The organism is Streptomyces pseudovenezuelae, from assembly GCF_029892565.1.
Classification (GTDB): Bacteria; Actinomycetota; Actinomycetes; order Streptomycetales; family Streptomycetaceae; genus Streptomyces; species Streptomyces pseudovenezuelae_A.
The window spans coordinates 390128-414007 of the sequence record NZ_JARXVH010000005.1 but is presented as its reverse complement, the minus strand read 5'-3'; the positions used below and the strand labels follow the sequence as shown (position 1 = coordinate 414007).

Sequence of the window (23880 nt, the reverse complement as noted above, 5' to 3'; positions counted from 1 at the left end):
CCGATGATTCGTACGATCGGATCATGACTCGCAATGTGGTGATCAGCGGCGGAGGTACGGGAATCGGGCTGGCGGCGGCGCGTGTGTTCGCGGCGGACGGGGATCGGGTGCTGCTGCTCGGGCGGCGGGCCGAGGTGCTGGAGAAGGCAGAGGTGCCGGGGGCACTGGCCTTCGCCGCCGATCTCGCCGAACCGGCCGAGGTGCGTCGGGTCGCCGCCTTCGTGGAGCGCGAGCTGGGGACCGTGGACGTACTGATCCACAGCGCCGGAGGCACCGGGCAGTTGGAGCCGCCCGCCGACAGCGAGGATCCGCTCGACCGGGTCGCGCACAACTGGACCGTCAACTTCCGGATCAACACCCTGACCGCGGCCCTGCTCACGGAGGCTCTGAAAGACCGGCTCGCCTCGCCCGGCGGACGGGTGCTGTTCGTCAGCTCCATCGCCGCCTACCGGGGGTCCGGCAGTGGGGCGTACGCGGGGGCCAAGGCCGCGTTGCACCCGTACGCCCATGATCTGGCCCGGGAGCTGGGGCCGCGCGGGATCACCGCGAACGTGGTCGCGCCGGGCTATATCGAGGACACCGAGTTCTTCGGCGCGCAGATGGACCCCGCCCGGCGCGAGCGGCTCATCGGGGACACGCTGAACAAGCGGGCCGGTACGCCGGGCGATGTCGCCGTGACCCTGCACTGGCTCGCCTCGATGGCCGCCGGGCACGTCACCTCGCAGGTCGTCCAGGTCAACGGCGGGGCCGAGCGCGGGCAGTGAGCCTCAGCCACGGCCCGTGCGCGGCGGCTCGTGGGCGCGGCGGCTGGCCGCGACGCCCTCGGCGCCGTCGCGGGCCCCGTCGCCGGAACCGTTGGGCGAAGCGGCGGAGCTGCCCGGCGGCAGGATCGCGTCCGCCGTGTTGACGCGGGGCAGCGCGTAGGGGTGCTGCTCGCCCAGCCAGCGGATCATCTGCTCGCGGACCGTGACCCGTACCGTCCAGATGTCGTCGGCGTCCTTGGCGGTCACCAGGGCCCGCACCTGAAGGGTGTTGGGGGTGGCGTCCGTGACGGCGACGCCGTAGTCGCGGCCGTCCCAGGCGGCGCACTCGCGCAGGATGTCCCGCAGCTTCTCCCGCATCAGCTCCACCGGCGCCGAGTGGTCGAGGTGCCAGTACACGATGCCGGTCATCTGCGTGCCGCCGCGCGACCAGTTCTCGAACGGCTTCGAGGTGAAGTACGAGACCGGCATGGTGATCCGGCGCTCGTCCCAGGTCCGCACGGCCAGGAACGTCAGCGTGATCTCCTCGACCGTGCCCCACTCGCCGTCCACGACGACCGTGTCCCCGATGCGCACCATGTCGCCGAAGGCGATCTGCAGCCCGGCGAAGAGGTTGGCGAGCGTGGACTGGGCGGCGACACCGGCGACGATGCCGAGGACGCCGGCCGAGGCCAGCAGCGAGGCGCCCGCCGCGCGCATCGCGGGGAACGTCAGCAGCATCGCGGCCACCGCCACCACGCCGACGATCGCGGCGACCACCCGCGTGATCAACGTCACCTGGGTCCGCACCCGCCGGACCCGGGCCGGATCGCGATGCACGCGCGCGTACCGCGAGTACGACGACTCCACGATCGCCGCCGCGATCCGCACCATCAGCCACGCCGTGGAGCCGATCAGCACCAGGGTCAGCACCTGGCCGATGCCGTCCCGGTGCTCCTGCAGCAGCCGCGCCTGGTCGTAGGAGCCTCTGAGCATCGCGGCGCACAGCACGAGTTGGTAGGGCACGCGGCCGTGGCGCAGCAGGCCCCACAGCGAGGTGTGCTCATACCGTTCGTCTGCCTTGCGCAGCAGCAGGTCGGTGACCCAGCCGATGAGCAGCGTCAGCACGACCGAGCCGCCGATCACGATCAGCGGGCGCAGTACGTTCTCCATGCCTGAGAACGTAACCGGCTGCGGGCGGCTGACACCATGACCTCATGAACATCGTGCTCTTTCACTCGACCTACGGGCTCAGGCCGGCCGTGCGCGCGGCGGCCGACCGGCTGCGGGCAGCGGGCCACGTGGTGTGGACGCCGGATCTCTTCGGCGAACGTACATTCGAAACCGTCGAGGAGGGCATGGCCTTCAACGACGAGATCGGCAAGGACGAGTTGCTCAAGCGCGCCGTGCTGGCCGCCGCGCCCTACTCCGAGCGCGGGCTGGTGTACGCCGGGTTCTCGCTCGGCGCCTCCGTCGCGCAGACCCTGGCGCTCGGCGACGAGAAGGCACGCGGACTGCTGCTCCTGCACGGCACCTCCGACCTCGCGCCGGGCGTCACCGTCGACGACCTGCCGGTCCAGCTGCACGTGGCCGAGCCGGACCCGTTCGAGACGGACGACTGGCTGAGCGCCTGGTACCTCCAGATGGGCCGCGCGGGCGCCGACGTGGAGGTCTACCGGTACGCCGGGGCCGGTCACCTCTACACCGACCCCGACCTGCCGGACTACGACGAGGAGGCCGCCCAGGCCACCTGGCGGGTGGCCCTCGGCTTCCTCGACACCCTGTGATCTAGACGGGGTCGTACGTCCGCTCGACCTTCTGCGTGCCGCTGCGCGTGCGGTACGAGCGCGCCCAGGACGAGGTCGCGGTGGTGCTGGTGCGGTCCGACAGGACGTAGTAGTCCATCTGCGCGCGGTCGGCGGTGATGTCCAGGACGCCGTAGCCGTGGCGGTCGGTGTCGACCCAGTGGACGTGCCGGTTGGCGACCTGGATGATCGGCGCGGCGATCGCGGAGACCGTGCCCTCGGGGACCTTCACCATGTCGTCGAGGTTGTCGGAGGTCACCGAGGTGACCACGAACTCCGTGGCGGCGGATGCGGACAGCGGGTAGGTGCCGGCGTTGACCGGCACGTCGTTGGCCCACGCCATGTGGATGTCGCCGGTCAGGAAGACGGTGTTGCGGATCGCGTTGGAGCGCAGGTGGGCCAGGACCTCGCGCCGGTCGTCGGTGTAGCCGTCCCACTGGTCGGTGTTGAGGGCGATGCCCTCCTGCGGCAGGCCGAGCAGCTTGGCCAGCGGTTTGAGCAGGTCGGCGGAGAGGGAGCCGATGGCGAACGGCGAGATCATCACCGAGTTGCCGACCAGCCGCCAGGTGGTGTCCGACGCCTTCAACCCGGCCTTCAGCCAGTCGAGTTGGGCGCGGCCCGTGATCGTCCGGTCCGGGTCGTCCACGGAACCGGACGCCGTGGACGCCTGCTGCGAGCGGAACGAGCGCAGGTCGAGCAGCGAAAGGTCGGCGAGCCTGCCGAAGCGCAGCCGGCGGTAGGTGGTGCCCGCGATCGCCGGGCGGACCGGCATCCACTCGAAGTAGGCCTGCTTGGCGGCCGCCTGACGGGCCGACCAGGCGCCCTCGGCACCCTCGGTGTGGTTGACCGCGCCGCCCGACCAGGCGTTGTCGGCGAACTCGTGGTCGTCCCAGATCGCGATGACCGGCGCCTTCGCGTGCAGGGCCTGCAGATCCGGGTCCGTCTTGTACTTGCCGTGCCGGGTGCGGTAGTCGGCGAGCGTGATGATCTCGTTCGCCGGCGCGTGCGGCCGCACGACGGTGCCGCGCGTCCCGTACTCCCCGGACTTGTACTCGTAGATGTAGTCGCCGAGGTGCAGCCAGGCGTCCAGGTCGCCACGGGCCGCGAGATGGCGGTACGAGGAGAAGTAGCCGGCCTCCCAGTTGGCGCAGGAGACCACGCCGAAGCGCAGGCCGGACACGGTCGCGTCGGCCGCGGGCGTGGTCCGGGTGCGGGCGACGGGGGAGTCGGTGCCGCCGGCGGAGAAGCGGAACCAGTAGTCGGTGGCCGGAGCGAGGCCGCGGATGTCCGCCTTGACGGTGTGGTCGGCGGCGGCGGTCGCGGTGAGGGAGCCCTTGGCGACGACGTGCGTCAGCCCCTTGTCCGTGGCGACGACCCAGCTGACCTCGGTGTCCGGGCCGAGCCCGGAGCCGGGGGTCGCCTCGGCGGTGGGCGTCACGCGGGTCCACAGGAGGATGCCGTCGGGCAGCGGGTCGCCCGAGGCCAGACCGTGCAGGAAGGCGGGGGCGTCGGTAGCCGCGCGGGCGGGCAGCGCGGCGGCGAGCGGGCCGGCCAGGACGGCGGTGGCAGCGGCCGCCTTGACGACCGTACGGCGGCGCGGGGAGCGCCAGTCGGGGCGCTCGGCGGAGGAGTCTGCGGGATCGGATGATCTGTATCGACTGGTCACGGGCGATCAGGTTACTGACCGGTACGACGAAGAGCGGGCGAACTCTCAAAAGTTCGCCCGCTCTTTGACTGAAAGTCGGTTCAGTACTAGGCCTTCAGGGCCGCCGTGATCGCGGTGTTGAAGTCGGCCACCGTCATCGGTGCGTTGCCCTGTCCGTCCGAACCGGTCAGCGTCTTGCCGTCCATCTTCAGGGTCGGGGTGCCCTTGATGCCGTCCTTGTCGAAGATCTTGGACTCCTCGATCGCCCACCGGTCGTAGGTGCCGTTCTTCACGGCCTTCTGGAAGGCCGCGTTGCCCTTCAGGGCGGAGACGGTGTCGGCGATCTTGATCAGGTAGGCGTCGTCCTTGAACTTGTCCGTGGTCTCCTCGGGGTGCCACTTCGTGGAGTACATCGCGGTCTTGTACTCCTCGAAGGCCTCCGGGCTGACGTTGAGCGCCGCGCCCAGGGCGCTGAGCGCGTTCTTGGAGCCCTCGCCGCCCAGGTTGCCGTCGAGGAACGTGGCCCCGACGTACTGGATCTTGAACTTGCCGGCGTCCAGGTCCTTCTTGACGGTCGAGCCGACGGTCTGCTCGAACTGGGCGCAGACCGGGCAGCGCGGGTCCTCGTACATGACCAGGGTCTTCTTGGCGGTGCTCTTGCCGAGGGTGACGATCGTGCCGTCCGTGCCCGTGGTGTTGGCCGGCTTGACGAGCTTGTCGTCCTTCGCCGCCTCCCAGTAGCCGGGCTTGTTGCCCTGCACGACCGCGTAGCTGATGCCGCCGGCTATCGCGAGGACCGCGACTATGGAGCAGGCGACGATGACCTGCCGCTTGATCTTGGCGCGCTTGGCCTGGCGCTCGCGTTCCTGCCGCAGCCGCTCGCGGGCCTGCGACTTCGCTGCGGCGCTGTTGCGCTTGCTCATGGTGATGTTCTCCGTACGGGAGGCGCACACGTCGTGTGCGGAATACGTGAGGGGGACGGGTGGTGCTCAGATGCTGTGCGTGCCGAACCGGCGACTCAGGCGACAGCGACCGAGCACGGCGGTCCACGCCGTCCCAGTGAGTGCACGAGGATCCGGTCGAGTGAGGAGGCCGTACGGCGTACGGGGGGCCGCGGCAGGCGGGTGCGCGGGGCCTGGCGCACGGTGATCGCGGCGACCGCCAGCAGCAGCGGGCGGAACGTCGTCGCGGCGACCGCCCGCATCAGCTGGTCCAGCGCCCGCTCGCCGCGGCGCAGCCAGGCCGCCGCGAGCAGGCCGACGCCGATGTGCGCGCCGAGCAGCAGCCAGGCGGTGGCGGGGTCGGCGTGGGCGAGCAGCGAGGTGACGTGGCCGGGGTCGGTGCCGGTCACGCGGGCCAGCGGGGCGCCGACCTGGGTGCCGTTGCCACAGAGCAGGTCCCAGCCGACGGAGCGCAGGGGGCCGGCGACCGGGCCGCCCGCGGGGCCGTAACAGACGTGCTGGCCGGTGGTGAACACCGTGTCGGCGGCCAGCTCCAGCGGGATCAGCAGGGCGGCGATGCCGGCGAAGCCGCGCTCACGGCCGGCCAGGGCGTAGGCGACCGCGAACACGGTGACGGCGACCGCGGCCACCGTGTTCAGCGGCAGCGGGACCCGCGACAGCAGCACGTGCGACGCGGTGCTGAGCGTCACGACGAATGCCGTGAACAGCGCCGCGCGTACGGCTCGTGGCTGGGTCCCGGATATGTCCATAGCGGGGAGAGTCTGTCACGTGGTCCGGTAAGGGACCCCTAAAGGATCCCTGTGAGACCTCGGACTGTTAGAGACCCGGAATCCGGCCGTTGCGGAACAGGTCCACGAAGATCTGGTGGTCGTAACGCGCGCGTGCGCCGTAGTCGTGCGCGAAGGACGTCAGCATGTCCGCGAAGCCGTCCTCGTCGGCCGCGATCGCCGCGTCGATGGCCCGCTCCGTGGAGAACGGCACCAGCGACTCGCCCGAGGTGTCGTCCGCCGCCGCGTGCATGGTGGCCGTGGCCCGGCCGAGGTCGGCGACGACGGCCGCGATCTCCTCCGGGTCGTCGACGTCGCTCCAGTCCAGGTCGACCGCGTACGGCGACACCTCGGCGACCAGCTGGCCCGCGCCGCCCAGCTCGGTCCAGCCCAGCCACGGGTCGGCGTGCGCCTGGAGGGCGCGCTGGGAGATCACCGTGCGGTGGCCCTCGTGCTGGAAGTAGTCCCGGATCGCCGGGTCGGTGATGTGCCGGGAGACGGCGGGGGTCTGGGCCTGCTTGATGTAGATCACCACATCGTTCTCCAGGGCGTCGCTGTGGCCCTCCAGAAGGATGTTGTACGACGGCAGCCCGGCCGACCCGATGCCGATGCCCCGCCGGCCGACCACGTCCTTGACCCGGTAGGAGTCCGGGCGGGTCAGGGAGGTCTCCGGCAGTGTCTCCAGGTAGCCGTCGAAGGCCGCGAGGACCTTGTAGCGGGTGGCCGCGTCCAGCTCGATGGAGCCGCCGCCGGGCGCGAAGCGGCGCTCGAAGTCGCGGATCTCCGTCATCGAGTCCAGCAGCTCGAAGCGGGTCAGCGAGCGGGCGTCGCGCAGCGCGTCAAGGAGCGGGCCCTGGGCGGTGTCCAGGGTGAAGGGCGGCACCTCGTCGCTCTTGGCGCCGGTCGACAGGGCGTGGATGCGCTCGCGGTACGCGTCCGCGTACACCTCGACCAGCTCGGTGATCTGTTCGTCGCTGAGCGCCTTCGCGTACCCGATCAGCGCGATGGAGGCGGAGAAGCGCTTCAGGTCCCAGGTGAAGGGGCCGACGTAGGCCTCGTCGAAGTCGTTGACGTTGAAGACCAGGCGGCCGTTGGAGTCCATGTACGTGCCGAAGTTCTCCGCGTGCAGGTCGCCGTGGATCCACACGCGCGAGGTGCGCTCGTCCAGGTACGGGCCGCCCCGCTTGTCCGAGTCCACGTCGTGGTAGAAGAGCGCCGCCGTGCCTCGGTAGAAGGCGAAGGCGGAGGCCGCCATCTTGCGGAACTTCACGCGGAACGCGGCCGGGTCGGCGGCCAGGAGCTCGCCGAAGGCGGTGTCGAAGACGGCGAGAATCTCCTCGCCGCGCTGCTCGTCGTTGAGCTGGGGGACCGACATCGCTGGGTGCCTCCTGGTGCATGAATGTGTACGACAGCGTTTCTGTCGTTTCCAACGGGCGACGGGTCGCGGAAGTGCCCGCGACCCTCGCTGTGAAGGTACGCGGGGGAGCGCCGCGAGTGTCAGTGCCGAGGCATAGGATCCGACCTTGTCCCCCCAGACTGCCCGCAGCCTGTCGCCCCGCGTTTCCCATGGAGGCCACGCCGTGTCAAAGCCGCCGTTCACGCACCTGCACGTCCACACCCAGTACTCGCTGCTGGACGGTGCCGCGCGGCTGAAGGACATGTTCGACGCGTGCAACGAGATGGGCATGTCGCACATCGCGATGAGCGACCACGGCAACCTGCACGGGGCGTACGACTTCTTCCACACGGCGAAGAAGGCCGGGGTCACCCCGATCATCGGCATCGAGGCGTACGTCGCCCCCGAGTCGCGGCGCAACAAGCGCAAGATCCAGTGGGGTCAGCCGCACCAGAAGCGCGACGACGTGTCCGGTTCGGGTGGTTACACCCACAAGACGATCTGGGCGGCCAACTCGACGGGCCTGCACAACCTCTTCCGGCTCTCCTCGGACGCGTACGCCGAGGGCTGGCTGCAGAAGTGGCCCCGGATGGACAAGGAGACCATCTCCCAGTGGTCCGAGGGGCTCATCGCCTCCACCGGCTGCCCCTCCGGCGAACTGCAGACCCGGCTCCGTCTCGGTCAGTACGACGAGGCACTGAAGGCGGCCGCCGACTACCAGGACATCTTCGGCAAGGACCGCTACTTCCTGGAGCTGATGGACCACGGCATCGACATCGAGCACCGCGTCCGCGACGGCCTCCTGGACATCGGCAAGAAGCTCGGCATCCCCCCGCTGGTCACCAACGACTCGCACTACACGTACGCGCACGAGGCGACCGCCCACGACGCCCTGCTGTGCATCCAGACCGGCAAGAACCTCTCCGACCCCGACCGCTTCAAGTTCGACGGCACCGGCTACCACCTGAAGACCACGGACGAGATGTACGCCATCGACTCCTCGGACGCCTGGCAGGAGGGTTGCCGCAACACCCTCCTGGTGGCCGAACAGGTCGACACCAGCGGCATGTTCGAGGCCAAGAACCTCATGCCGAAGTTCGACATCCCCGAGGGGTACACCGAGGTCACCTGGTTCAAGGAGGAGGTCCGCCTCGGCATGGACCGCCGCTTCCCGGGCGGCGTCCCCGACGACCGGCAGAAGCAGGTCGAGTACGAGATGGACGTCATCATCCAGATGGGGTTCCCGGGGTACTTCCTCGTCGTCGCCGACTTCATCATGTGGGCCAAGAAGCAGGGCATCGCGGTCGGCCCGGGCCGTGGTTCGGCGGCCGGTTCGATCGTCGCGTACGCCATGGGCATCACCGACCTCGACCCGATCCCGCACGGCCTGATCTTCGAGCGGTTCCTCAACCCCGAGCGCGTCTCCATGCCCGACGTCGACATCGACTTCGACGAGCGCAGGCGCGTCGAGGTGATCAGGTACGTGACCGAGAAGTACGGCGCCGACAAGGTCGCCATGATCGGCACGTACGGCAAGATCAAGGCGAAGAACGCCATCAAGGACTCCGCGCGCGTGCTGGGCTACCCGTACGCGATGGGCGACCGCCTCACCAAGGCGATGCCCGCCGACGTCCTCGGCAAGGGCATCGACCTCAACGGCATCACCGACCCCTCGCACCCGCGCTACAGCGAGGCCGGCGAGATCCGCGCGATGTACGAGAACGAGCCGGACGTCAAGAAGGTCATCGACACCGCCAAGGGCGTCGAGGGCCTGGTGAGGCAGATGGGCGTGCACGCCGCCGGCGTCATCATGTCCAGCGAGCCCATCGTCGACCACGCCCCGGTGTGGGTGCGGCACACGGACGGCGTGACCATCACGCAGTGGGACTACCCGCAGTGCGAGTCGCTCGGCCTGCTGAAGATGGACTTCCTGGGCCTGCGCAACCTGACGATCATGGACGACGCCGTCAAGATGGTGAAGTCCAACAAGGGCATCGACCTCGACCTGCTGGCCCTGCCGCTCGACGACCCGAAGACCTTCGAACTCCTCCAGCGCGGTGAGACGCTGGGCGTCTTCCAGTTCGACGGCGGCCCCATGCGCTCGCTGCTGCGCCTGATGAAGCCCGACAACTTCGAAGACATCTCCGCCGTCTCCGCGCTCTACCGTCCCGGCCCGATGGGCATGGACTCGCACACCAACTACGCCCTGCGCAAGAACAAGCTGCAGGAGATCACGCCGATCCACAAGGAGCTCGAAGAGCCCCTCGAAGAGGTCCTCGCGGTCACCTACGGCCTGATCGTGTACCAGGAGCAGGTGCAGAAGGCCGCCCAGATCATCGCCGGCTACTCGCTCGGCGAGGCCGACATCCTGCGCCGCGTGATGGGCAAGAAGAAGCCCGACGAGCTGGCGAAGAACTTCGTCCTCTTCCAGAAGGGCGCCCGCGACAAGGGCTTCAGCGACGAGGCGATCCAGTCCCTGTGGGACGTCCTGGTCCCCTTCGCCGGCTACGCCTTCAACAAGGCGCACTCCGCCGCGTACGGACTGGTCTCGTACTGGACCGCGTACCTCAAGGCCAACTACCCGGCCGAGTACATGGCCGGACTGCTCACCTCGGTCAAGGACGACAAGGACAAGTCCGCGATCTACCTCAACGAGTGCCGGCGTATGAAGATCAAGGTGCTCCCGCCGAACGTCAACGAGTCGGTGCACAACTTCGCCGCGCAGGGCGACGACGTGATCCTCTTCGGCCTCGAAGCGGTCCGCAACGTCGGTACGAACGTGGTCGAGTCGATCATCAGGAGCCGCAAGGCCAAGGGCAAGTACGGCTCCTTCCCCGACTACCTCGACAAGGTCGAGGCGGTCGCGTGCAACAAGCGGACCACGGAGTCGCTGATCAAGGCCGGCGCCTTCGACACGATGGGGCACACCCGCAAGGGCCTCACCGCGCACTTCGACTCCATGATCGACAACGTGGTCGCGGTCAAGCGCAAGGAGGCGGAGGGGCAGTTCGACCTCTTCGGCGGCGGTGAGGAGAGCAGCGAGCCGGGCTTCGGGCTCGACATCGAGTTCACCACCGACGAGTGGGAGAAGGGCTATCTGCTCGCCCAGGAGCGGGAGATGCTCGGCCTGTACGTCTCCGACCACCCGCTCTTCGGCCTGGAGCACGTGCTGTCCGACAAGGCCGACGCGGGCATCGCGCAGCTGACCGGCGGTGAGCACGCCGACGGTGCCGTGGTGACCATCGGCGGCATCATCTCGGGCCTGCAGCGCAAGATGACCAAGCAGGGCAACGCCTGGGCGATCGCCACGGTCGAGGACCTCGCCGGTTCCATCGAGTGCATGTTCTTCCCGGCGACCTACCAGCTCATCTCGACCCAACTCGTCGAGGACGCGGTCGTGTTCGTCAAGGGCCGCCTCGACAAGCGCGAGGACGTGCCGCGCCTGGTCGCGATGGAGCTCCAGGTCCCCGACCTGTCGAACGCGGGCACCAATGCGCCCGTGATCCTCACCATCCCGGCCACCAGGGTCACCCCGCCGATGATCAGCCGCCTCGGCGAGATCCTCAGTCACCACAAGGGCGACAGCGAGGTCCGGATCAAGCTCCAGGGCCCGACCAAGACGACGGTGCTGCGCCTGGACCGGCACCGGGTGAAGCCGGACCCGGCGCTCTTCGGCGACCTGAAGGTGCTGCTGGGACCGTCCTGCCTGGCCGGCTGACCACGCCGACCGCGTGCACACATGCGAGGGGCGCACCTGGTACCGGGTGCGCCCCTCAGCTGTGCCTGGGTCTCGACAACCCTTTATGCAGATGTCAGTTGTGGCCGAAGCGCTTCTGCCGGCCCTTGCGCGCGACGTCCGCGGGAGTCACCTGGGATATACGCTGCTCGGCCTGTGCCTCCATCGAGGATCGCTCGGCCTGCTGCTGACCACGCTCCGCCTGCGGCTGCTTACGGTCCTGTTTCTTGTGCTTGGCCATGGTGATCTACCTCCTGAGGGGGATCTGGGTGCCAGAGCCGGGACCAGATTCACATAGCCTGGCAAAGAACGCATTTCGGATAATTACCGTCTGTGACATGGTTCAACGCCACGCCGAAGATCGAGTTCGGGCCGTTAACCTCCGCGCTGTCGGGCAGACTCGAAGGAAGCCCGAAGCAAACCTCCCGGAAAGAGGGTGGATCGCGTGGACCGCTGCATCGTCCTGGTGGACGCCGGGTATCTGCTGGGGGCCGCCGCGAGTCTGCTCGCCGGGGAACCCTCACGCTCCCGCATCACCGTCGACCACGCCGCCCTCATCCAGGGGCTGCGCGAGCGCGCCGAGTCCGACACCGAACGCCCGCTGCTGCGCATCTACTGGTTCGACGGCGCCCCCGACCGCGTGCCCCAGCCCGAGCACCGCAGACTGCGCGTGATGCCCCGCGTCACCGTCCGGCTCGGCGCCCTGACCCGCAGCGACGGCCGCTGGGCGCAGAAGGGCGTGGACGCCGCGATGCACGCCGAGCTGACCGAGCTGGCCCGCAACCGTGCCTGCTCCGACGTCGTCCTGGTCACCGGCGACGGTGATCTGCTGCCGGGCATGATGGCCGCCAAGGAGCACGGGGTCGCCGTACACCTGTGGGCCGTGCAGGCCGCCGACGGCGACTACAACCAGTCCGAGGACCTGGTCGCCGAGGCCGACGAGCGGCGCGTGCTGGACCGGGCGTGGATCGTCAAGGCCGTACGGGCCAAGGACCTCGGCGGGGTGTGCGCGCCGCCGCCCGTGCCCCGGCCCGAGATCGCCGCGATTCTTTCCGCGCCGCTGCCGGACTCCTCCCTCGCCCCGGCGGGCGAGCGGTCCGAGGAGGAACCCGAGCACGCCCCGGCCGCGGCCGGCTCAGAGAACGGGACGCAGGAGCGGGTGCCCGCGCCCAAGGGCGTGCCGACCCCCAAGGACCTCGCCGCGCTGCGCGCCCCCGGTGCGCAGCCCCCCGCCCAGCATCCGGCGAGCGCCACCCTGCGCTGGTCCTCCGACAAAGGCTGGGTCGACCGGCCCGTCGCCGAGCCGGCCGACGCCGCCTCGATGCCGACGCTGGCCCAGCTGACCACGGCGGAGCAGCGCTGGGCCGACCGGGAGGAGGACATCACCACGGTCGGCGGCGACCCCTACGAGGTCGGACAGGTGTTCGCCCGGCGGTGGATGGGGCGCCTCGGTGAACAGATCCAGCTGCAGAAGCTGTCCGGGATGTACCCGCGGGTCCCGCACCGGATCGACGGGGAGCTGCTGCGCTACGCGGCCCGCTTCGGCCTGCTCGCGCACAAGGACGACCAGATCGACGAGCACGACCGGTACGCCATCCGGGCCGGGTTCTGGCGGGAGGTCGACGTCCGCACGGCGGCCGAGCACGCCCCCGCGGGCGAGTAGTTCTTTACCGGTGGATTTGCCGTTATGGGCCAACCCGGGAACGGGCGGGGCCGGTCGACCCCGTACTCTCGTCCCTTGTGAGTACGCGCGCGGCACAGGCACATCGGCACGGTGGCGATGTCGTGTGCGCGGTACGCGGACTGACCAAGACATATCCGGCGGTACGAGGACGGCGCGGCACCCCGGCGACACCCGCGGTACGGGCCACCGACGACGTACGTCTCGACATCCGCGGCGGTGAGATCTTCGGGCTGCTGGGTCCGAACGGGGCCGGCAAGACCACCCTCGTACGGCAGCTGACCGGGCTGATGCGGCCCGATGCGGGGCGCGTCGAGATCCTCGGGCACGACATCGTGCGGCACCCGGAGCGGGCCGCGCGGATCCTCGCCTACCTCGGCCAGGAGTCGACCGCCCTGGACGAGCTGACGGTGTCCCTCGCCGCCGAGACCACCGGACGGCTGCGCGGCCTGGAAGTGCGCGAGGCGCGGGCCGAGCGGGACGACGTACTCGACGAACTGGGGCTCACCGCGCTCGCCGGGCGGCCCCTGAAGAAACTCTCCGGCGGACAGCGCAGGCTCGCCTGTCTCGCCGCCGCGCTGGTCGGGGAGCGGCCGCTGCTGGTGCTCGACGAACCGACCACCGGGATGGATCCGGTGGCACGGCGGGCCGTGTGGGCGGCCGTCGACCGGCGCCGGGCCGAGCGCGGGACGACCGTCCTGCTCGTCACCCACAACGTCATCGAGGCCGAGACCGTCCTGGACCGGGTCGCCGTCCTCGACCAGGGCCGGGTCATCGCCTGCGACACCCCGACCGGGCTCAAGGAGCAGGTCGCCGGGGAGGTCCGGGTCGACCTGGTGTGGCGCGAGAAGGCGCCGCTGCACGTTCCCGAGGTCGCAGCCCTGCGCGAGCGGGCCGTCGAGTCCGGGCGCCGCTGGACGCTGCGGTTGGCCCCCGAGGAGGCGCGTACCGTCGTCGCCACGGTGACCGGCGGCAGCGCCTTCGCCGCGCTGGACGACTTCACCCTGGCCACGCCGTCCCTGGAGGACGTGTACCTGGCGCTGGGCGGCGCCGCGCGGCAGGGGTTGGTGAAGGCGTGAGCGCGCGAGCCGCCGTATCCGTAAGGGACGGAGACGGGGTGGGCGGGGCTTTCGCAACGGGCCCTTTGGCCGCAACGGAACCTGAGCAGAAGGGGAGCCGCGCGACGTGAGTGTCGTACCCGCCGAAGTGTTGCCGGGCAGTGCCCTGGCCGTGGAGGAGGCCGCCCCCTCGGGCGCGGCCGAACTCGCGCCGCGGGCGCGGCTGTGGCCGTCTCTCTGCGCGATCTACCGGGCGCAGTTGTCGCGGGCACGGGTCGCGCGGATCCCGCTGCTGTTCGTGGCGACCTTCCAGTCGATCGGGATCATGATCCTGATGCGCGGGGTCGTGGACGGCGGCGGCGAGGCCGAGTCGGTGGTGGCCGGATCCTCCGTGCTCGTCGTGGCCTTCGTCGCGCTGAACCTGCTCGCCCAGTACTTCGGGCAGTTGCGGGCCAGCGGAGGGCTCGACCACTATGCCACCCTGCCGGTGCCGCCGGCCGCCGTGGTGCTGGGGGCGGCCGGCGCGTACGCCTCCTTCACCGTGCCGGGGACCGTGGTGACCGCGGTCTTCGGCTGCGTGCTGTTCGGGCTGCCGCTGACGCATCTGTGGGTGCTCGTGGCGGTGATCCCGCTCGCCGGAGCCGCGCTGGCCGGTCTCGGGGCGGCGCTCGGGCTGCTCGCGCCGCGTCCCGAACTGGCCACGCTGCTCGGGCAGTTGGGCATGTCCGCGGCGCTGCTGCTCGGAGTGCTGCCGGCCGACCGGATGCCCGAGGCGGTGCGGTTCACGCGGGACCTGCTGCCGTCCACGTACGGCGTCGAGGCCTTCGCGCGTACCTTCGGGCCGCATCCCGACTGGGCCTTCGTCCTCGGTGACCTGGCCGTCTGCGCGGCCGTCGGCGTCATCTCGCTCGCCGTCGCCACGTGGGCGTACCGCCGGGCGGCCGTCCGGTGACGCGCCGCACAGACGCGCCTGGCACGATGTCAGGGTGACCGCACCGTTGACTCCGCCTCCGCCGCCGCACGAACACTCCTCGCATGACGCGTGGCAGCCTCCGGGGGCCGCGCCCGGTGCCGCTCCGGGTGCCGGGTACGCGGCTCCCGCGTCGCACGATGCCGTGTGGGACGGCACCTACGGACAGGACGGGCCCGGGATGAAGACCGAGCTGCGGGAGGCCGCCGTGGTCGCCGTGGCGGTCGCGCTCGGGGGTGCGCTGCTGGGGGTGCTGTGGTGGTGGCTCGCCCCGCATGTGCCGCTGGTGGGGGACATCGTCGAGAAGAGCTGGGTCGTCTATCTCGCGGACAGCGAGGGGGAGCAGGCGATCGGGGTCGACGGGACGTTCACGCTGCTCGCGTTGGCGTTCGGGGCCGTGAGTGCGGTGGCGGTGTTCGCCTGGCGGCGGCGTGGGGGTGTGCCGTTGGTGGTCGCGGTGGGGGTCGGGGGGTTGCTCGGTGCGCTGCTTGCCTGGCGGGTGGGGGTGTGGCTCGGGCCCACGAGTGATGTGATCGCGCATGCGAAGGATGTGGGCAAGGGAGTCAAGTTCTCCGCGCCGTTGAAGCTGGGGGCGAAGGGGGCGTTGCTGGCGTGGCCGTTGGCGGGGTTGCTCGTTCACCTCGGTCTTACGGCGTTGTTCGGACCGCGGGATCCTGAGACGTACCAGGTGGGGCCTGTGCCGAAGGATTCTTACGGGGCGCCGCTGTCGTAGGCAGTTTCTCGCCCCCGCCGCCCCTACCCGTCCCATCCTTCTGGGGCTCCGCCCCAGACCCCGCTCCTCAAACGCCGGAGGGGCTGGATTTTCCAGCCCGTCCGGCCACTGAGGACGAGGCCCGTTGAGGGCCGAAGCGGGGGTCTGGGGGCGGCAGCCCCCAGAGATGGGGCGAGAGGGTCCCGTTATGCCGGGCGGTGGCCGTGGTTGGCCTTCTTGGTGCGCCACTTGCGTTTGCGGGTTTTCTTCGACATGTCTGTCGTGCTTAACCGAGGAACGGGCCCGCGTCGAGGGGTCAGGCGCGGCCGATGGGGGCCAGCACCGCCTCCGTGAGGGCCGCGAGGGACTCGGGGGAGAGTTCCACCTCCAGGCCCCGGCGGCCCGCCGAGACGCAGATCGTGGGGTGGGCGGCCGCCGACTCGTCCAGGACCGTCGGGAGCTTCTTGCGTTGGCCCAGCGGGGAGATGCCGCCGCGGACGTAACCCGTGGTGCGTTCCGCCAGCGTCGGGTCCGCCATCGCCGCCCGTTTGCCGCCTACCGCCGCCGCCAGTGCCTTCAGGTCCAAGGAGCCCGCCACCGGGACCACGGCCACCGTCAGGGTGCCGTCCACGTCCGCCACCAGGGTCTTGAAGACCCGTTCCGGCGACACGCCCATCGCCTCGGCCGCCTCCTCGCCGTAGGAGGGGTGGGAGGGGTCGTGGTCGTAGGAGTGGACCGTGTGGGGCACGCCCGCCGATGTCAGGGCCACCGTTGCCGGCGTGCCGCCCGAGGACTGGTGCTGTTGCTTTTTCTGCTTCTTCGCCATGGACGGTACGCCTCAGTTCAGGCTCGTCGGGCTGCGCGTCAGTTCCGACGCCGGTAGGGACGGCAGGTTACGGATGATCGCCGTCTCGGTGCGCAGGAGTTTCAGCTCCTCGCGGAGGCGGGACGCGATGTCCGGGGCTTGCAGCAGCCGTTGCTTCGTCGGCGTGTCGAGCATGATCGCGGCGGCCACGAGGTACGAGACCACGGCCGGCTCGTCCGGCAGGTCCGCGCCCGTGGAAAGCGACCGTTCCCGAGCCCCCGCCAACCGCTTCTGGTACTGCCGGAACGCCCGCAGCACCCCCTGGGCCAGCGCCCCCGCCTCCTCGCCCGGCTCCTCCGGCAGCTCCTCCACCTCGGCCGTCAGGAACGGCCCAGACGTGTCGACCGACAGCAGCCGCGCCCTGGCCGTGCCCGTCGCCAGCACCTCGAAGGTGCCGTCCGCGCGCTCCCGGATCGTCGCCGCGTCGGCCACACAGCCCGTGCCGTGGAAGGACTTCAGCGGGTCGGGACCGAAGCCGGCCGCGGGTCCCCGGTCGCGCGCCGCGGTGGGGTCGGGCATGCCCGGCGCACTCGGAGCCACCTCGTGGCCGTCACGGATCGCCACGACGGCGAACCGGCGCGGTTCGTCCTCGGGGGTCTTGAGCAGTTCGCGCATCATGGCGCGATAGCGCTCCTCGAAAATGTTCAGAGGCAGCACCAGCCCCGGGAACAACACCGAGTTCAGGGGGAAGAGCGGGAGCTGGACGGTGGTCACGGCGCAGAAGCCTAATGGTCTCCGGAGCGGGCGCGTCCGCCACGCTCACTCCGTGGATGCCGGGGCAGGGACGAAACCACCGCTGACCGGATGTCGTCACGGGTCTTGAGGAACAGCGCCAGCGGGTCGTCCGACTGCCGCTCCCACGGGAAGGACGTGGCGTACGGGCCGATCAGCCGCAGCTGCGCGTAGGCGTCGTCCCAGCGCTCCAGACGGACGAGGACGTACATCAATTTGTTGCGCAGCTCGGCCGGCCAGGGGCGGGCCGCGGGGAAGCGGGCGGAGAGCGCGATCGCCCGGTCGGCCGCCGCGTCCAGCCGGTGCCGGGGCACCTCGGGGCCGCAGTCGTCGGTGAGATAGGCCAGGGCCGCGCGGGCCGGCAGCCCCTGGACCAGCGAGTCCTCGGGGGCGTCCTGCGCGGCCCGGTCGGCGAAGTCCAGGCACTCGCGGTGCGAGCCGTGCCAGAAGGCGGCGAGGTAGTCCAGGGCGGCCACATGGCAGCCGTAGTGGTGCGGGGCGCGGCGGACCGCGGCCTCCCACAGCTCCTCGAAGTACTTGTGCCCGGCGTTCGCCCCGCGCGCGTGGTCCAGCGCGATCCGCCACGGCACCGGGTCGCGGTCGTCGCCGCGCGCCGCGGCCGTGATCAGCGGGCTCACCTCGCGCAGCAGCTCCGAGCGGGCCGGCGAGGGCCAGGCCCGGTCTACCGCGAGCTGGGCCGCGACCACGCGCGCGTCGGGGTCGTTCGGGGCAGCCGCGTACCACTGCTCGAACCACTCCGCGCGTGAGCACGCGAAGGCCGCGAGACGGCGTACGCAGCGGTCGCGGCCCTCCCAGTCGGCGCCCCGGCGGGTGGCCGCGAGCAGGTCGGCGGCCGGCCGGTGCTCGCCGCGGGCCGCCGCGACCAGCGCGGCGCCGAGGCCGTCGTCGGGCACGTCGAGCAGCACCTCGTCGTCGGCCGGGAAGCCGGTGGAGAGGCGCGGCTCGGCCCGGGGTGTACGGGCCGCGCGGCTGAAGGGGTGCAGCAGAGCCATGGTGTCGACCATTGAAGGACCGCAGGTCAGCCCGGCGCCAGATGGAACGGTCAACTCATGGAAAGTTGTACGCGCGTAGGTCAAGGGGAGGTAAAAGGTGATGACTGTTCAACAACCGTTCGGTCGGGGCACGCGCGAGTTCCGGAGGTCGTGTGCCTTCGGTGCGCATCCCGTGTGCACCCCTTGCGCGCTAGCTCCGCCGCAGCAGCCGCGTCGCCCCCGCCGCCACCGTCGTCGCCAGGATCCAGCCAAGTATGATCATCGTCGCCGACAGCCACTGCCAGCCGCCCCGCAGCTGCCAGACGCCGACCTGGCCCAGATCGATCACCGGGAGCAACAGGTCGAGGGCGAACAGGGCCGGGTTCCACGGCGGATGCCCCCCGGTCTGCACCGGCGGATGGCTCGCGTGCGCGAACGCCACCGAGCCCGCCGCCCACAGCACCGCCATCCACACCGCGGCCCGCCCCGGCCGGTACCCGTAGGCCACCGCCCAGTCCTGCACATACCCCCAGAGCTTGGCCGCCGGCGGCAGCGTCTCGCGGCGCCGGCGCTGCTTGGCGAGCAGCACCTCGCGCGCGTCCTCGTCCTCGCCGCCGGCCCGCAGCACGGACGCGAGCCGCTCGTACGGCTCCGGGTTGTACTCGGCGGTCGCCGCGGCCACCCAGTCCAGCCGCTCGGCCAGCGGGAACGGGCCCGTCGGCACCAGGTTCTCGTACGAGAAGCCGCCCATGTGCAGGTTGCCGGGTTCCGACCAGGCGCTCGCCCGGTCGACCAGGTTGATCACCTTCGCGCCCGAGAGGACGACCTTGCCGCGCTGCGGCTTCTCGCCCAGGAAGCGCAGTTCGGGCGTCTGCACCCGGCGCAGCGACAGTTCCTGGTCGTCGGTGAAGGTGAACCGGGCCCGCTCCAGGTCGACCGAGTCCCCGAACCGTCCGTCGTCCAGGCGCACCCCGCCCTGGCACTCGAACCGCTGGATCCGCGTCCCGCGCGCGGGCGTCGAACCGCTCAGCAGCGGGCTGCCGACGCCCGCAGGGGTCATGTACAGGGTCCGCCCGACGGTCAGCTGGGGCGCGTTCAGCGCGAGCCGCGTGTACGGGTTGGCCAGCCGCGCCCCGCGCAGGCTCAGCGAGACGCCGACCTTGGCGCTGCGCAGGCTCAGCTCGCCGTGCGACTCCAGGAGCTCGGCCTGCAGGTCCTGGCCCACGGTCATACCGTCGGCGGCGATCGAACGCCCGCTGCGGTCGCGGTAGACGATCGCCTGGTTGAGCAGCAGATCGGTGCCGATGTGCGCGTCGGTCAGCCGTACGCCGTTGTGGAACCGGCAGCGGGGGAAGTGCAGATCGCCCTCCGTGTGCACCCGGGCCGCCTCCAGGCGGGGCACCGAGCAGTCCACCATCCGCATGGTCTGGAACCGCGCCTCGGGCAGCAGCACCTCCCGCTCGAAACGGCAGCCGCGCAGTTCGACGTACGGCGTCACCGTGCCGCCCGCGAGGTCCAGGACCCCGCTGATCTGCACCCCGCGGAGCTTCAGCGACGCCACCCGGCCGGAGAGCGCGGGCGGGCCGTCCAGCAGCAGCCAGCACACGATCCGCGCGCGTACCGTGCGCTCGGGGCCCCACGGATGTCCGCCGTGCGGATCGTCGACGACGGTGTCCCCGCCGCTCAGGTCGTACACGCTGCCGTTGCGGAAGGCCTGCCACATGCCGGCCTCGGCGGCGCTCAGATCGTCCGGCAGATCCCCCGCGCGGATGCCGGCACCCTCAGTCACTGCGTTTCCTTCCTCCCCGCCCACCGACGGGTCTCGCACACCTGGTGATGCCCGCTGGGTAACGCCCGGAACACTAGACGTGAAGAGGATCTTCCGGGTTCCGGCCACGTTCTGTATCAGCCATTGATACGCGCGGACAGGGCCCGATCCCGGTCTGCGAGAATTGCCCCTGTGATCTCTCGAATCGATCTGCGCGGTGACGCCCTTCCCGAAGGGCCCGCCCTGCGCGACCTGCTGCCCCGAGCCGACTTCGACGTCTCGGCCGCCCTGGAGAAGGTGCGTCCGATCTGCGAGGCCGTGCATCATCGGGGCGACGCGGCGCTGATCGACTTCGCCGAGAAGTTCGACGGGGTGCGCCTGGAGTCGGTCCGGGTCCCGGCGCAGGCGCTGCGCGAGGCTCTGGAGCAGCTCGATCCGGCCGTGCGCGCGGCCCTGGAGGAGTCCATCCGGCGCGCCCGTCTCGTCCACCGCGAGCAGCGCCGTACGACGCACACGACCCAGGTCGTGCCGGGCGGTTCCGTCACCGAGAAGTGGGTGCCGGTCGACCGGGTCGGGCTGTACGCGCCCGGCGGCCGGTCCGTGTACCCCTCGACCGTGGTCATGAACGTGGTCCCCGCGCAGGAGGCGGGCGTCCGGTCGATCGCTCTCGCCTCCCCGGCGCAGGCCGATTTCGACGGTCTGCCGCACCCGACGATCCTCGCGGCCTGCGCGCTGCTCGGCGTCGACGAGGTGTACGCGGCCGGTGGCGCGACCGCCGTCGCGATGTTCGCGTACGGCACCGAGTCCTGTGCCCCCACGAACATGGTCATGGGGCCCGGCAACATCTGGGTCGCCGCGGCCAAGCGTTACTTCGCGGGCAAGATCGGCATCGACACCGAGGCCGGTCCCACCGAGATCGCGGTCCTCGCCGACGACACCGCCGACCCGGCGCACGTCGCCTCCGACCTGATCAGCCAGGCCGAGCACGACCCGCTGGCCGCCGCCGTCCTGGTCACCGACTCCGTCACGCTCGCGGACGCGGTCGAGAAGGAGCTGGAGCCGCAGGTCGCGGCCACCAAGCACATCGAGGACCGGATCGTCCCCGCGCTGCGGGGCCGGCAGTCCGCGATCGTCCTCGTCGACGGCATCGACGAGGGCCTGCGGGTGGTCGACGCGTACGGCGCCGAGCACCTGGAGATCCAGACGGCCGACGCGGCCGCGGTCGCCGGCCGGGTGCGCAACGCGGGCGCGATCTTCGTCGGCCCCTGGGCGCCGGTCTCCCTCGGGGACTACGCGGCCGGCTCCAACCACGTCCTGCCCACCGGCGGCTGCGCCTGCCACTCCTCCGGCCTGTCCGTCCAGTCCTTCCTCCGCGGCATCCACATCGTCGACTACACGAAGGACGCGCTGGCGGACGTGGCGCAGCACGTGGTCACGCTGGCGGAGGCGGAGGACCTGCCCGCGCACGGCGCGGCGGTCAAGGCGAGGTTCGGATGGAAGGTTCCCGAGAGCAAGTGACCGGCATCGACGATCTGCCCGTACGGGACGAGCTCCGCGGCAAGTCCCCCTACGGAGCGCCTCAACTCGACGTCCCCGTACGGCTGAACACGAACGAGAACCCCTACCCGCTGCCCGAGGCCCTGGTCGAGCGCATCGCCGAGCGCGTCCGCGAGGCCGCCCGCAATCTCAACCGCTACCCCGACCGGGACGTGGTCGAGCTGCGCACCGAGCTGGCCAAGTACCTGACGAAGACCGGCAATCACCGCGTCGGCGTCGAGAACGTGTGGGCGGCCAACGGCTCCAACGAGGTCATCCAGCAACTGCTCCAGACCTTTGGCGGGCCCGGCCGCACGGCGATCGGCTTCGAGCCGTCGTACTCGATGCACGCGCTCATCGCGCGCGGCACGGGGACCGGTTGGATCTCCGGCCCGCGCCACGAGGACTTCACGATCGATCTCGCCGCCGCCCAGCGGTGGATCGCCGAGAACAAGCCCGACGTCGTGTTCATCACGACCCCCAACAACCCCACGGGCAACGCGGTTCCGCCCGAGACGGTCCTCGCGCTGTACGAGGCCGCGCAGACCGCCAAGCCGTCCATGGTGATCGTCGACGAGGCGTACATCGAGTTCAGCCACGGCGACTCGCTGCTGCCGCTGCTCGAAGGTCGGCCGAATCTCGTCGTTTCGCGGACGATGTCGAAGGCATTCGGGGCGGCGGGCCTGCGGCTCGGCTATCTCGCCGCGCACCCGGCGGTCGTGGACGCCGTGCAGCTCGTACGGCTGCCCTACCACCTGTCGGCCGTCACCCAGGCGACCGCGCTGGCCGCCCTGGAGCACACCGACACGCTGCTCGGGTACGTGGAGCAGCTGAAGGGCGAACGGGACCGGCTGGTGGGCGAGTTGCGGGCCATCGGCTACGAAGTCGTCGAGTCCGACGCCAACTTCGTGCAGTTCGGGCGGTTCGAGGGCGAGGGCGGCTCGCACGCCGCGTGGCAGAAGATCCTCGACCGGGGCGTCCTGGTCCGGGACAACGGCATCCCGGGGTGGCTGCGGGTCAGCGCCGGAACCCCGAAGGAGAACGACGCGTTCCTCGACGCGGTCCGTGAACTACTGGGCTTCGTGGGGGACACCCCCACACCCCCGAAGGAGCAGAGCGCATGAACCGCGTAGGACGTGTGGAGCGGGTGACCAAGGAGACGTCGGTCGTCGTCGAGATCGATCTCGACGGCGCCGGCAAGGTCGACGTGTCGACAGGGGTCGGCTTCTACGACCACATGCTCGACCAGCTCGGCCGGCACGGTCTGTTCGACCTCACCGTGAAGACCGAGGGCGACCTGCACATCGACTCGCACCACACCATCGAGGACACCGCCCTCGCGCTCGGCGCCGCCTTCAAGCAGGCGCTCGGCGACAAGGTCGGCATCTACCGCTTCGGCAACTGCACGGTCCCGCTGGACGAGTCGCTCGCCGAGGTGACGGTGGACCTGAGTGGCCGGCCGTACCTCGTGCACACCGAGCCCGAGAACATGGCGCCGATGATCGGCGAGTACGACACCACGATGACCCGGCACATCCTGGAGTCCTTCGTCGCCCAGGCCCAGATCGCGCTGCACGTGCACGTGCCGTACGGGCGCAACGCGCACCACATCGTGGAGTGCCAGTTCAAGGCGCTGGCCCGGGCCCTGCGCTACGCCTCCGAGCGCGACCCGCGCGCGGCCGGCATCCTCCCCTCCACGAAGGGCGCGCTGTGACCGGCCTGTCGACCATCCTGATCGTCGTCGGCCTCTTCCTGGTCGGCGGCATCATCTCCTTCGTCAAGCAGGAGATGCCCAAGAGCCTGATCGTGCTGCTGTCGATCGCCGCCGCGATGTGCCTGGTGGCGGGTGTCGTCCGGCTGGAGGTGTGGAATTGAGCGCGCCCAAGAAGGTCGTCGTCTTCGACTACGGCTTCGGCAACGTCCGTTCCGCGGAACGTGCCCTCGCGCGCGTGGGCGCCGAGGTCGAGATAACGGGCGACTTCGACAAGGCCATGAACGCGGACGGCCTGCTGGTGCCGGGCGTCGGCGCCTTCGCCGCCTGCATGCGGGGTCTCAAGGACGCGCGCGGTGACTGGATCGTCGGCCGTCGGCTGGCCGGCGGGCGCCCGGTGATGGGTATCTGCGTCGGCATGCAGATCCTGTTCGCGCGGGGCATCGAGCACGGCGTGGAGACCGAGGGTCTCGACGAGTGGCCCGGCACGGTCGGGCCGCTGCAGGCCGACATCGTGCCCCACATGGGCTGGAACACCGTCGAGGCACCGGCCGACTCCCAGCTCTTCGCCGGCCTGGACACGGACGCGCGCTTCTACTTCGTGCACTCCTACGCCGTCCACGACTGGTCCCTCGAAATCCACAACGGCCTGCTGCGCGCACCCAAGGTGGCCTGGTCCACGCACGGCAAGCCCTTCGTGGCCGCCGTGGAGAACGGCGCCCTGTGGGCCACCCAGTTCCACCCCGAGAAGTCCGGCGACGCCGGAGCACAGCTGCTCACCAACTGGATCGGAACCCTCTAGAC

General features: G+C 70.6%; 22 protein-coding genes. 12 read left to right on the top strand and 10 right to left on the bottom strand.

The features are described from left to right. Positions 1-23: 23 nt before the first annotated feature. On the top strand, positions 24-764 hold the full coding sequence (locus tag M2283_RS18340) for an SDR family NAD(P)-dependent oxidoreductase (RefSeq protein ID WP_280877337.1): 741 nt from the start codon (positions 24-26) through the stop codon (positions 762-764). A 3-nt stretch (positions 765-767) separates the two neighbouring features. Here M2283_RS18340 and M2283_RS18335 read toward each other — a convergent pair whose 3' ends face one another. Next, positions 768-1913: a mechanosensitive ion channel family protein gene (locus M2283_RS18335; RefSeq protein WP_280877336.1), complete on the bottom strand. Its 1146-nt coding sequence runs from the start codon at positions 1911-1913 to the stop codon at positions 768-770. 44 nt (positions 1914-1957) lie between these two features. Between M2283_RS18335 and M2283_RS18330 the strand changes: the two genes are divergently transcribed. Continuing rightward, positions 1958-2527 carry a dienelactone hydrolase family protein gene (locus M2283_RS18330; protein ID WP_280877335.1) on the top strand — a complete coding sequence of 190 codons (570 nt, stop codon included), beginning with the start codon at positions 1958-1960 and terminating at the stop codon, positions 2525-2527. 1 nt (position 2528) lies between these two features. Here the strand turns inward: M2283_RS18330 and M2283_RS18325 are convergent, their stop codons facing one another. The 4 genes from M2283_RS18325 to M2283_RS18310 all read right to left on the bottom strand — a co-directional run bounded on the left by M2283_RS18325 (position 2529) and on the right by M2283_RS18310 (position 7294). Beyond that, positions 2529-4211: an alkaline phosphatase D family protein gene (locus tag M2283_RS18325; RefSeq protein WP_280877334.1), complete on the bottom strand. Its 1683-nt coding sequence runs from the start codon at positions 4209-4211 to the stop codon at positions 2529-2531. 86 nt (positions 4212-4297) lie between these two features. After that, positions 4298-5113 (bottom strand): thioredoxin domain-containing protein, encoded by an 816-nt coding sequence (locus tag M2283_RS18320; protein ID WP_280877333.1) that lies wholly within the window; start codon positions 5111-5113, stop codon positions 4298-4300. A 95-nt stretch (positions 5114-5208) separates the two neighbouring features. Continuing rightward, positions 5209-5901 (bottom strand): hypothetical protein, encoded by a 693-nt coding sequence (locus tag M2283_RS18315; RefSeq protein ID WP_280877332.1) that lies wholly within the window; start codon positions 5899-5901, stop codon positions 5209-5211. Between the two features lie 67 nt (positions 5902-5968). After that, a complete protein-coding gene (locus M2283_RS18310) occupies positions 5969-7294 on the bottom strand; it encodes a DUF2252 domain-containing protein (protein ID WP_280877331.1) in 1326 nt (441 codons plus the stop codon). Positions 7295-7499: 205 nt separating this feature from the next. Between M2283_RS18310 and dnaE the strand changes: the two genes are divergently transcribed. Beyond that, positions 7500-11033, top strand: coding sequence for a DNA polymerase III subunit alpha (gene dnaE, locus M2283_RS18305; RefSeq protein WP_280877330.1), 3534 nt, complete (start codon positions 7500-7502; stop codon positions 11031-11033). Positions 11034-11127: 94 nt separating this feature from the next. On the opposite strand, the gene M2283_RS18300 is transcribed toward dnaE, so the two are convergent. Then, positions 11128-11292 carry a hypothetical protein gene (locus M2283_RS18300; protein ID WP_280877329.1) on the bottom strand — a complete coding sequence of 55 codons (165 nt, stop codon included), beginning with the start codon at positions 11290-11292 and terminating at the stop codon, positions 11128-11130. Between the two features lie 204 nt (positions 11293-11496). On the opposite strand from M2283_RS18300, the gene M2283_RS18295 reads away from it, so the two are divergent. The 4 genes from M2283_RS18295 to M2283_RS18280 all read left to right on the top strand — a co-directional run bounded on the left by M2283_RS18295 (position 11497) and on the right by M2283_RS18280 (position 15493). Further along, positions 11497-12714 (top strand): NYN domain-containing protein, encoded by a 1218-nt coding sequence (locus tag M2283_RS18295; RefSeq protein WP_280877328.1) that lies wholly within the window; start codon positions 11497-11499, stop codon positions 12712-12714. 122 nt (positions 12715-12836) lie between these two features. After that, entirely contained in the window at positions 12837-13811 is a 975-nt protein-coding gene (locus tag M2283_RS18290; RefSeq protein ID WP_280877640.1) for an ABC transporter ATP-binding protein, read from the top strand. A gap of 106 nt (positions 13812-13917) precedes the next feature. Beyond that, positions 13918-14742: an ABC transporter permease gene (locus tag M2283_RS18285; protein WP_280877327.1), complete on the top strand. Its 825-nt coding sequence runs from the start codon at positions 13918-13920 to the stop codon at positions 14740-14742. A 34-nt stretch (positions 14743-14776) separates the two neighbouring features. Beyond that, on the top strand, positions 14777-15493 hold the full coding sequence (locus M2283_RS18280) for an AAA family ATPase (protein WP_280877326.1): 717 nt from the start codon (positions 14777-14779) through the stop codon (positions 15491-15493). Between the two features lie 295 nt (positions 15494-15788). On the opposite strand, the gene ybaK is transcribed toward M2283_RS18280, so the two are convergent. The 4 genes from ybaK to M2283_RS18260 form a co-directional block, all read right to left on the bottom strand. Then, positions 15789-16298 (bottom strand): Cys-tRNA(Pro) deacylase, encoded by a 510-nt coding sequence (gene ybaK / locus M2283_RS18275; protein WP_280877325.1) that lies wholly within the window; start codon positions 16296-16298, stop codon positions 15789-15791. Positions 16299-16310: 12 nt separating this feature from the next. Further along, positions 16311-17051, bottom strand: coding sequence for an LON peptidase substrate-binding domain-containing protein (locus tag M2283_RS18270; RefSeq protein WP_280877324.1), 741 nt, complete (start codon positions 17049-17051; stop codon positions 16311-16313). 11 nt (positions 17052-17062) lie between these two features. Then, a complete protein-coding gene (locus M2283_RS18265; RefSeq protein WP_280877323.1) occupies positions 17063-18094 on the bottom strand; it encodes a hypothetical protein in 1032 nt (343 codons plus the stop codon). Between the two features lie 178 nt (positions 18095-18272). Then, positions 18273-19850 (bottom strand): oxidoreductase, encoded by a 1578-nt coding sequence (locus tag M2283_RS18260; protein ID WP_280877322.1) that lies wholly within the window; start codon positions 19848-19850, stop codon positions 18273-18275. 171 nt (positions 19851-20021) lie between these two features. On the opposite strand from M2283_RS18260, the gene hisD reads away from it, so the two are divergent. From hisD to hisH, 5 genes are read left to right on the top strand one after another with little or no spacing between them, the layout of a single operon-like run. Then, positions 20022-21347, top strand: coding sequence for a histidinol dehydrogenase (gene hisD, locus M2283_RS18255; RefSeq protein WP_280877321.1), 1326 nt, complete (start codon positions 20022-20024; stop codon positions 21345-21347). Next, positions 21344-22489: a histidinol-phosphate transaminase gene (locus M2283_RS18250; protein ID WP_280877320.1), complete on the top strand. Its 1146-nt coding sequence runs from the start codon at positions 21344-21346 to the stop codon at positions 22487-22489. Before hisD ends, M2283_RS18250 begins: the two co-directional genes overlap by 4 nt. Further along, positions 22486-23079 carry an imidazoleglycerol-phosphate dehydratase HisB gene (gene hisB / locus M2283_RS18245; RefSeq protein WP_280877319.1) on the top strand — a complete coding sequence of 198 codons (594 nt, stop codon included), beginning with the start codon at positions 22486-22488 and terminating at the stop codon, positions 23077-23079. The genes M2283_RS18250 and hisB overlap by 4 nt, the downstream gene beginning before the upstream one ends. Further along, positions 23076-23240 (top strand): hypothetical protein, encoded by a 165-nt coding sequence (locus M2283_RS18240; protein ID WP_280877318.1) that lies wholly within the window; start codon positions 23076-23078, stop codon positions 23238-23240. The genes hisB and M2283_RS18240 overlap by 4 nt, the downstream gene beginning before the upstream one ends. Next, a complete protein-coding gene (gene hisH, locus M2283_RS18235; RefSeq protein ID WP_280877317.1) occupies positions 23231-23878 on the top strand; it encodes an imidazole glycerol phosphate synthase subunit HisH in 648 nt (215 codons plus the stop codon). The genes M2283_RS18240 and hisH overlap by 10 nt, the downstream gene beginning before the upstream one ends. Positions 23879-23880: the final 2 nt, after the last annotated feature.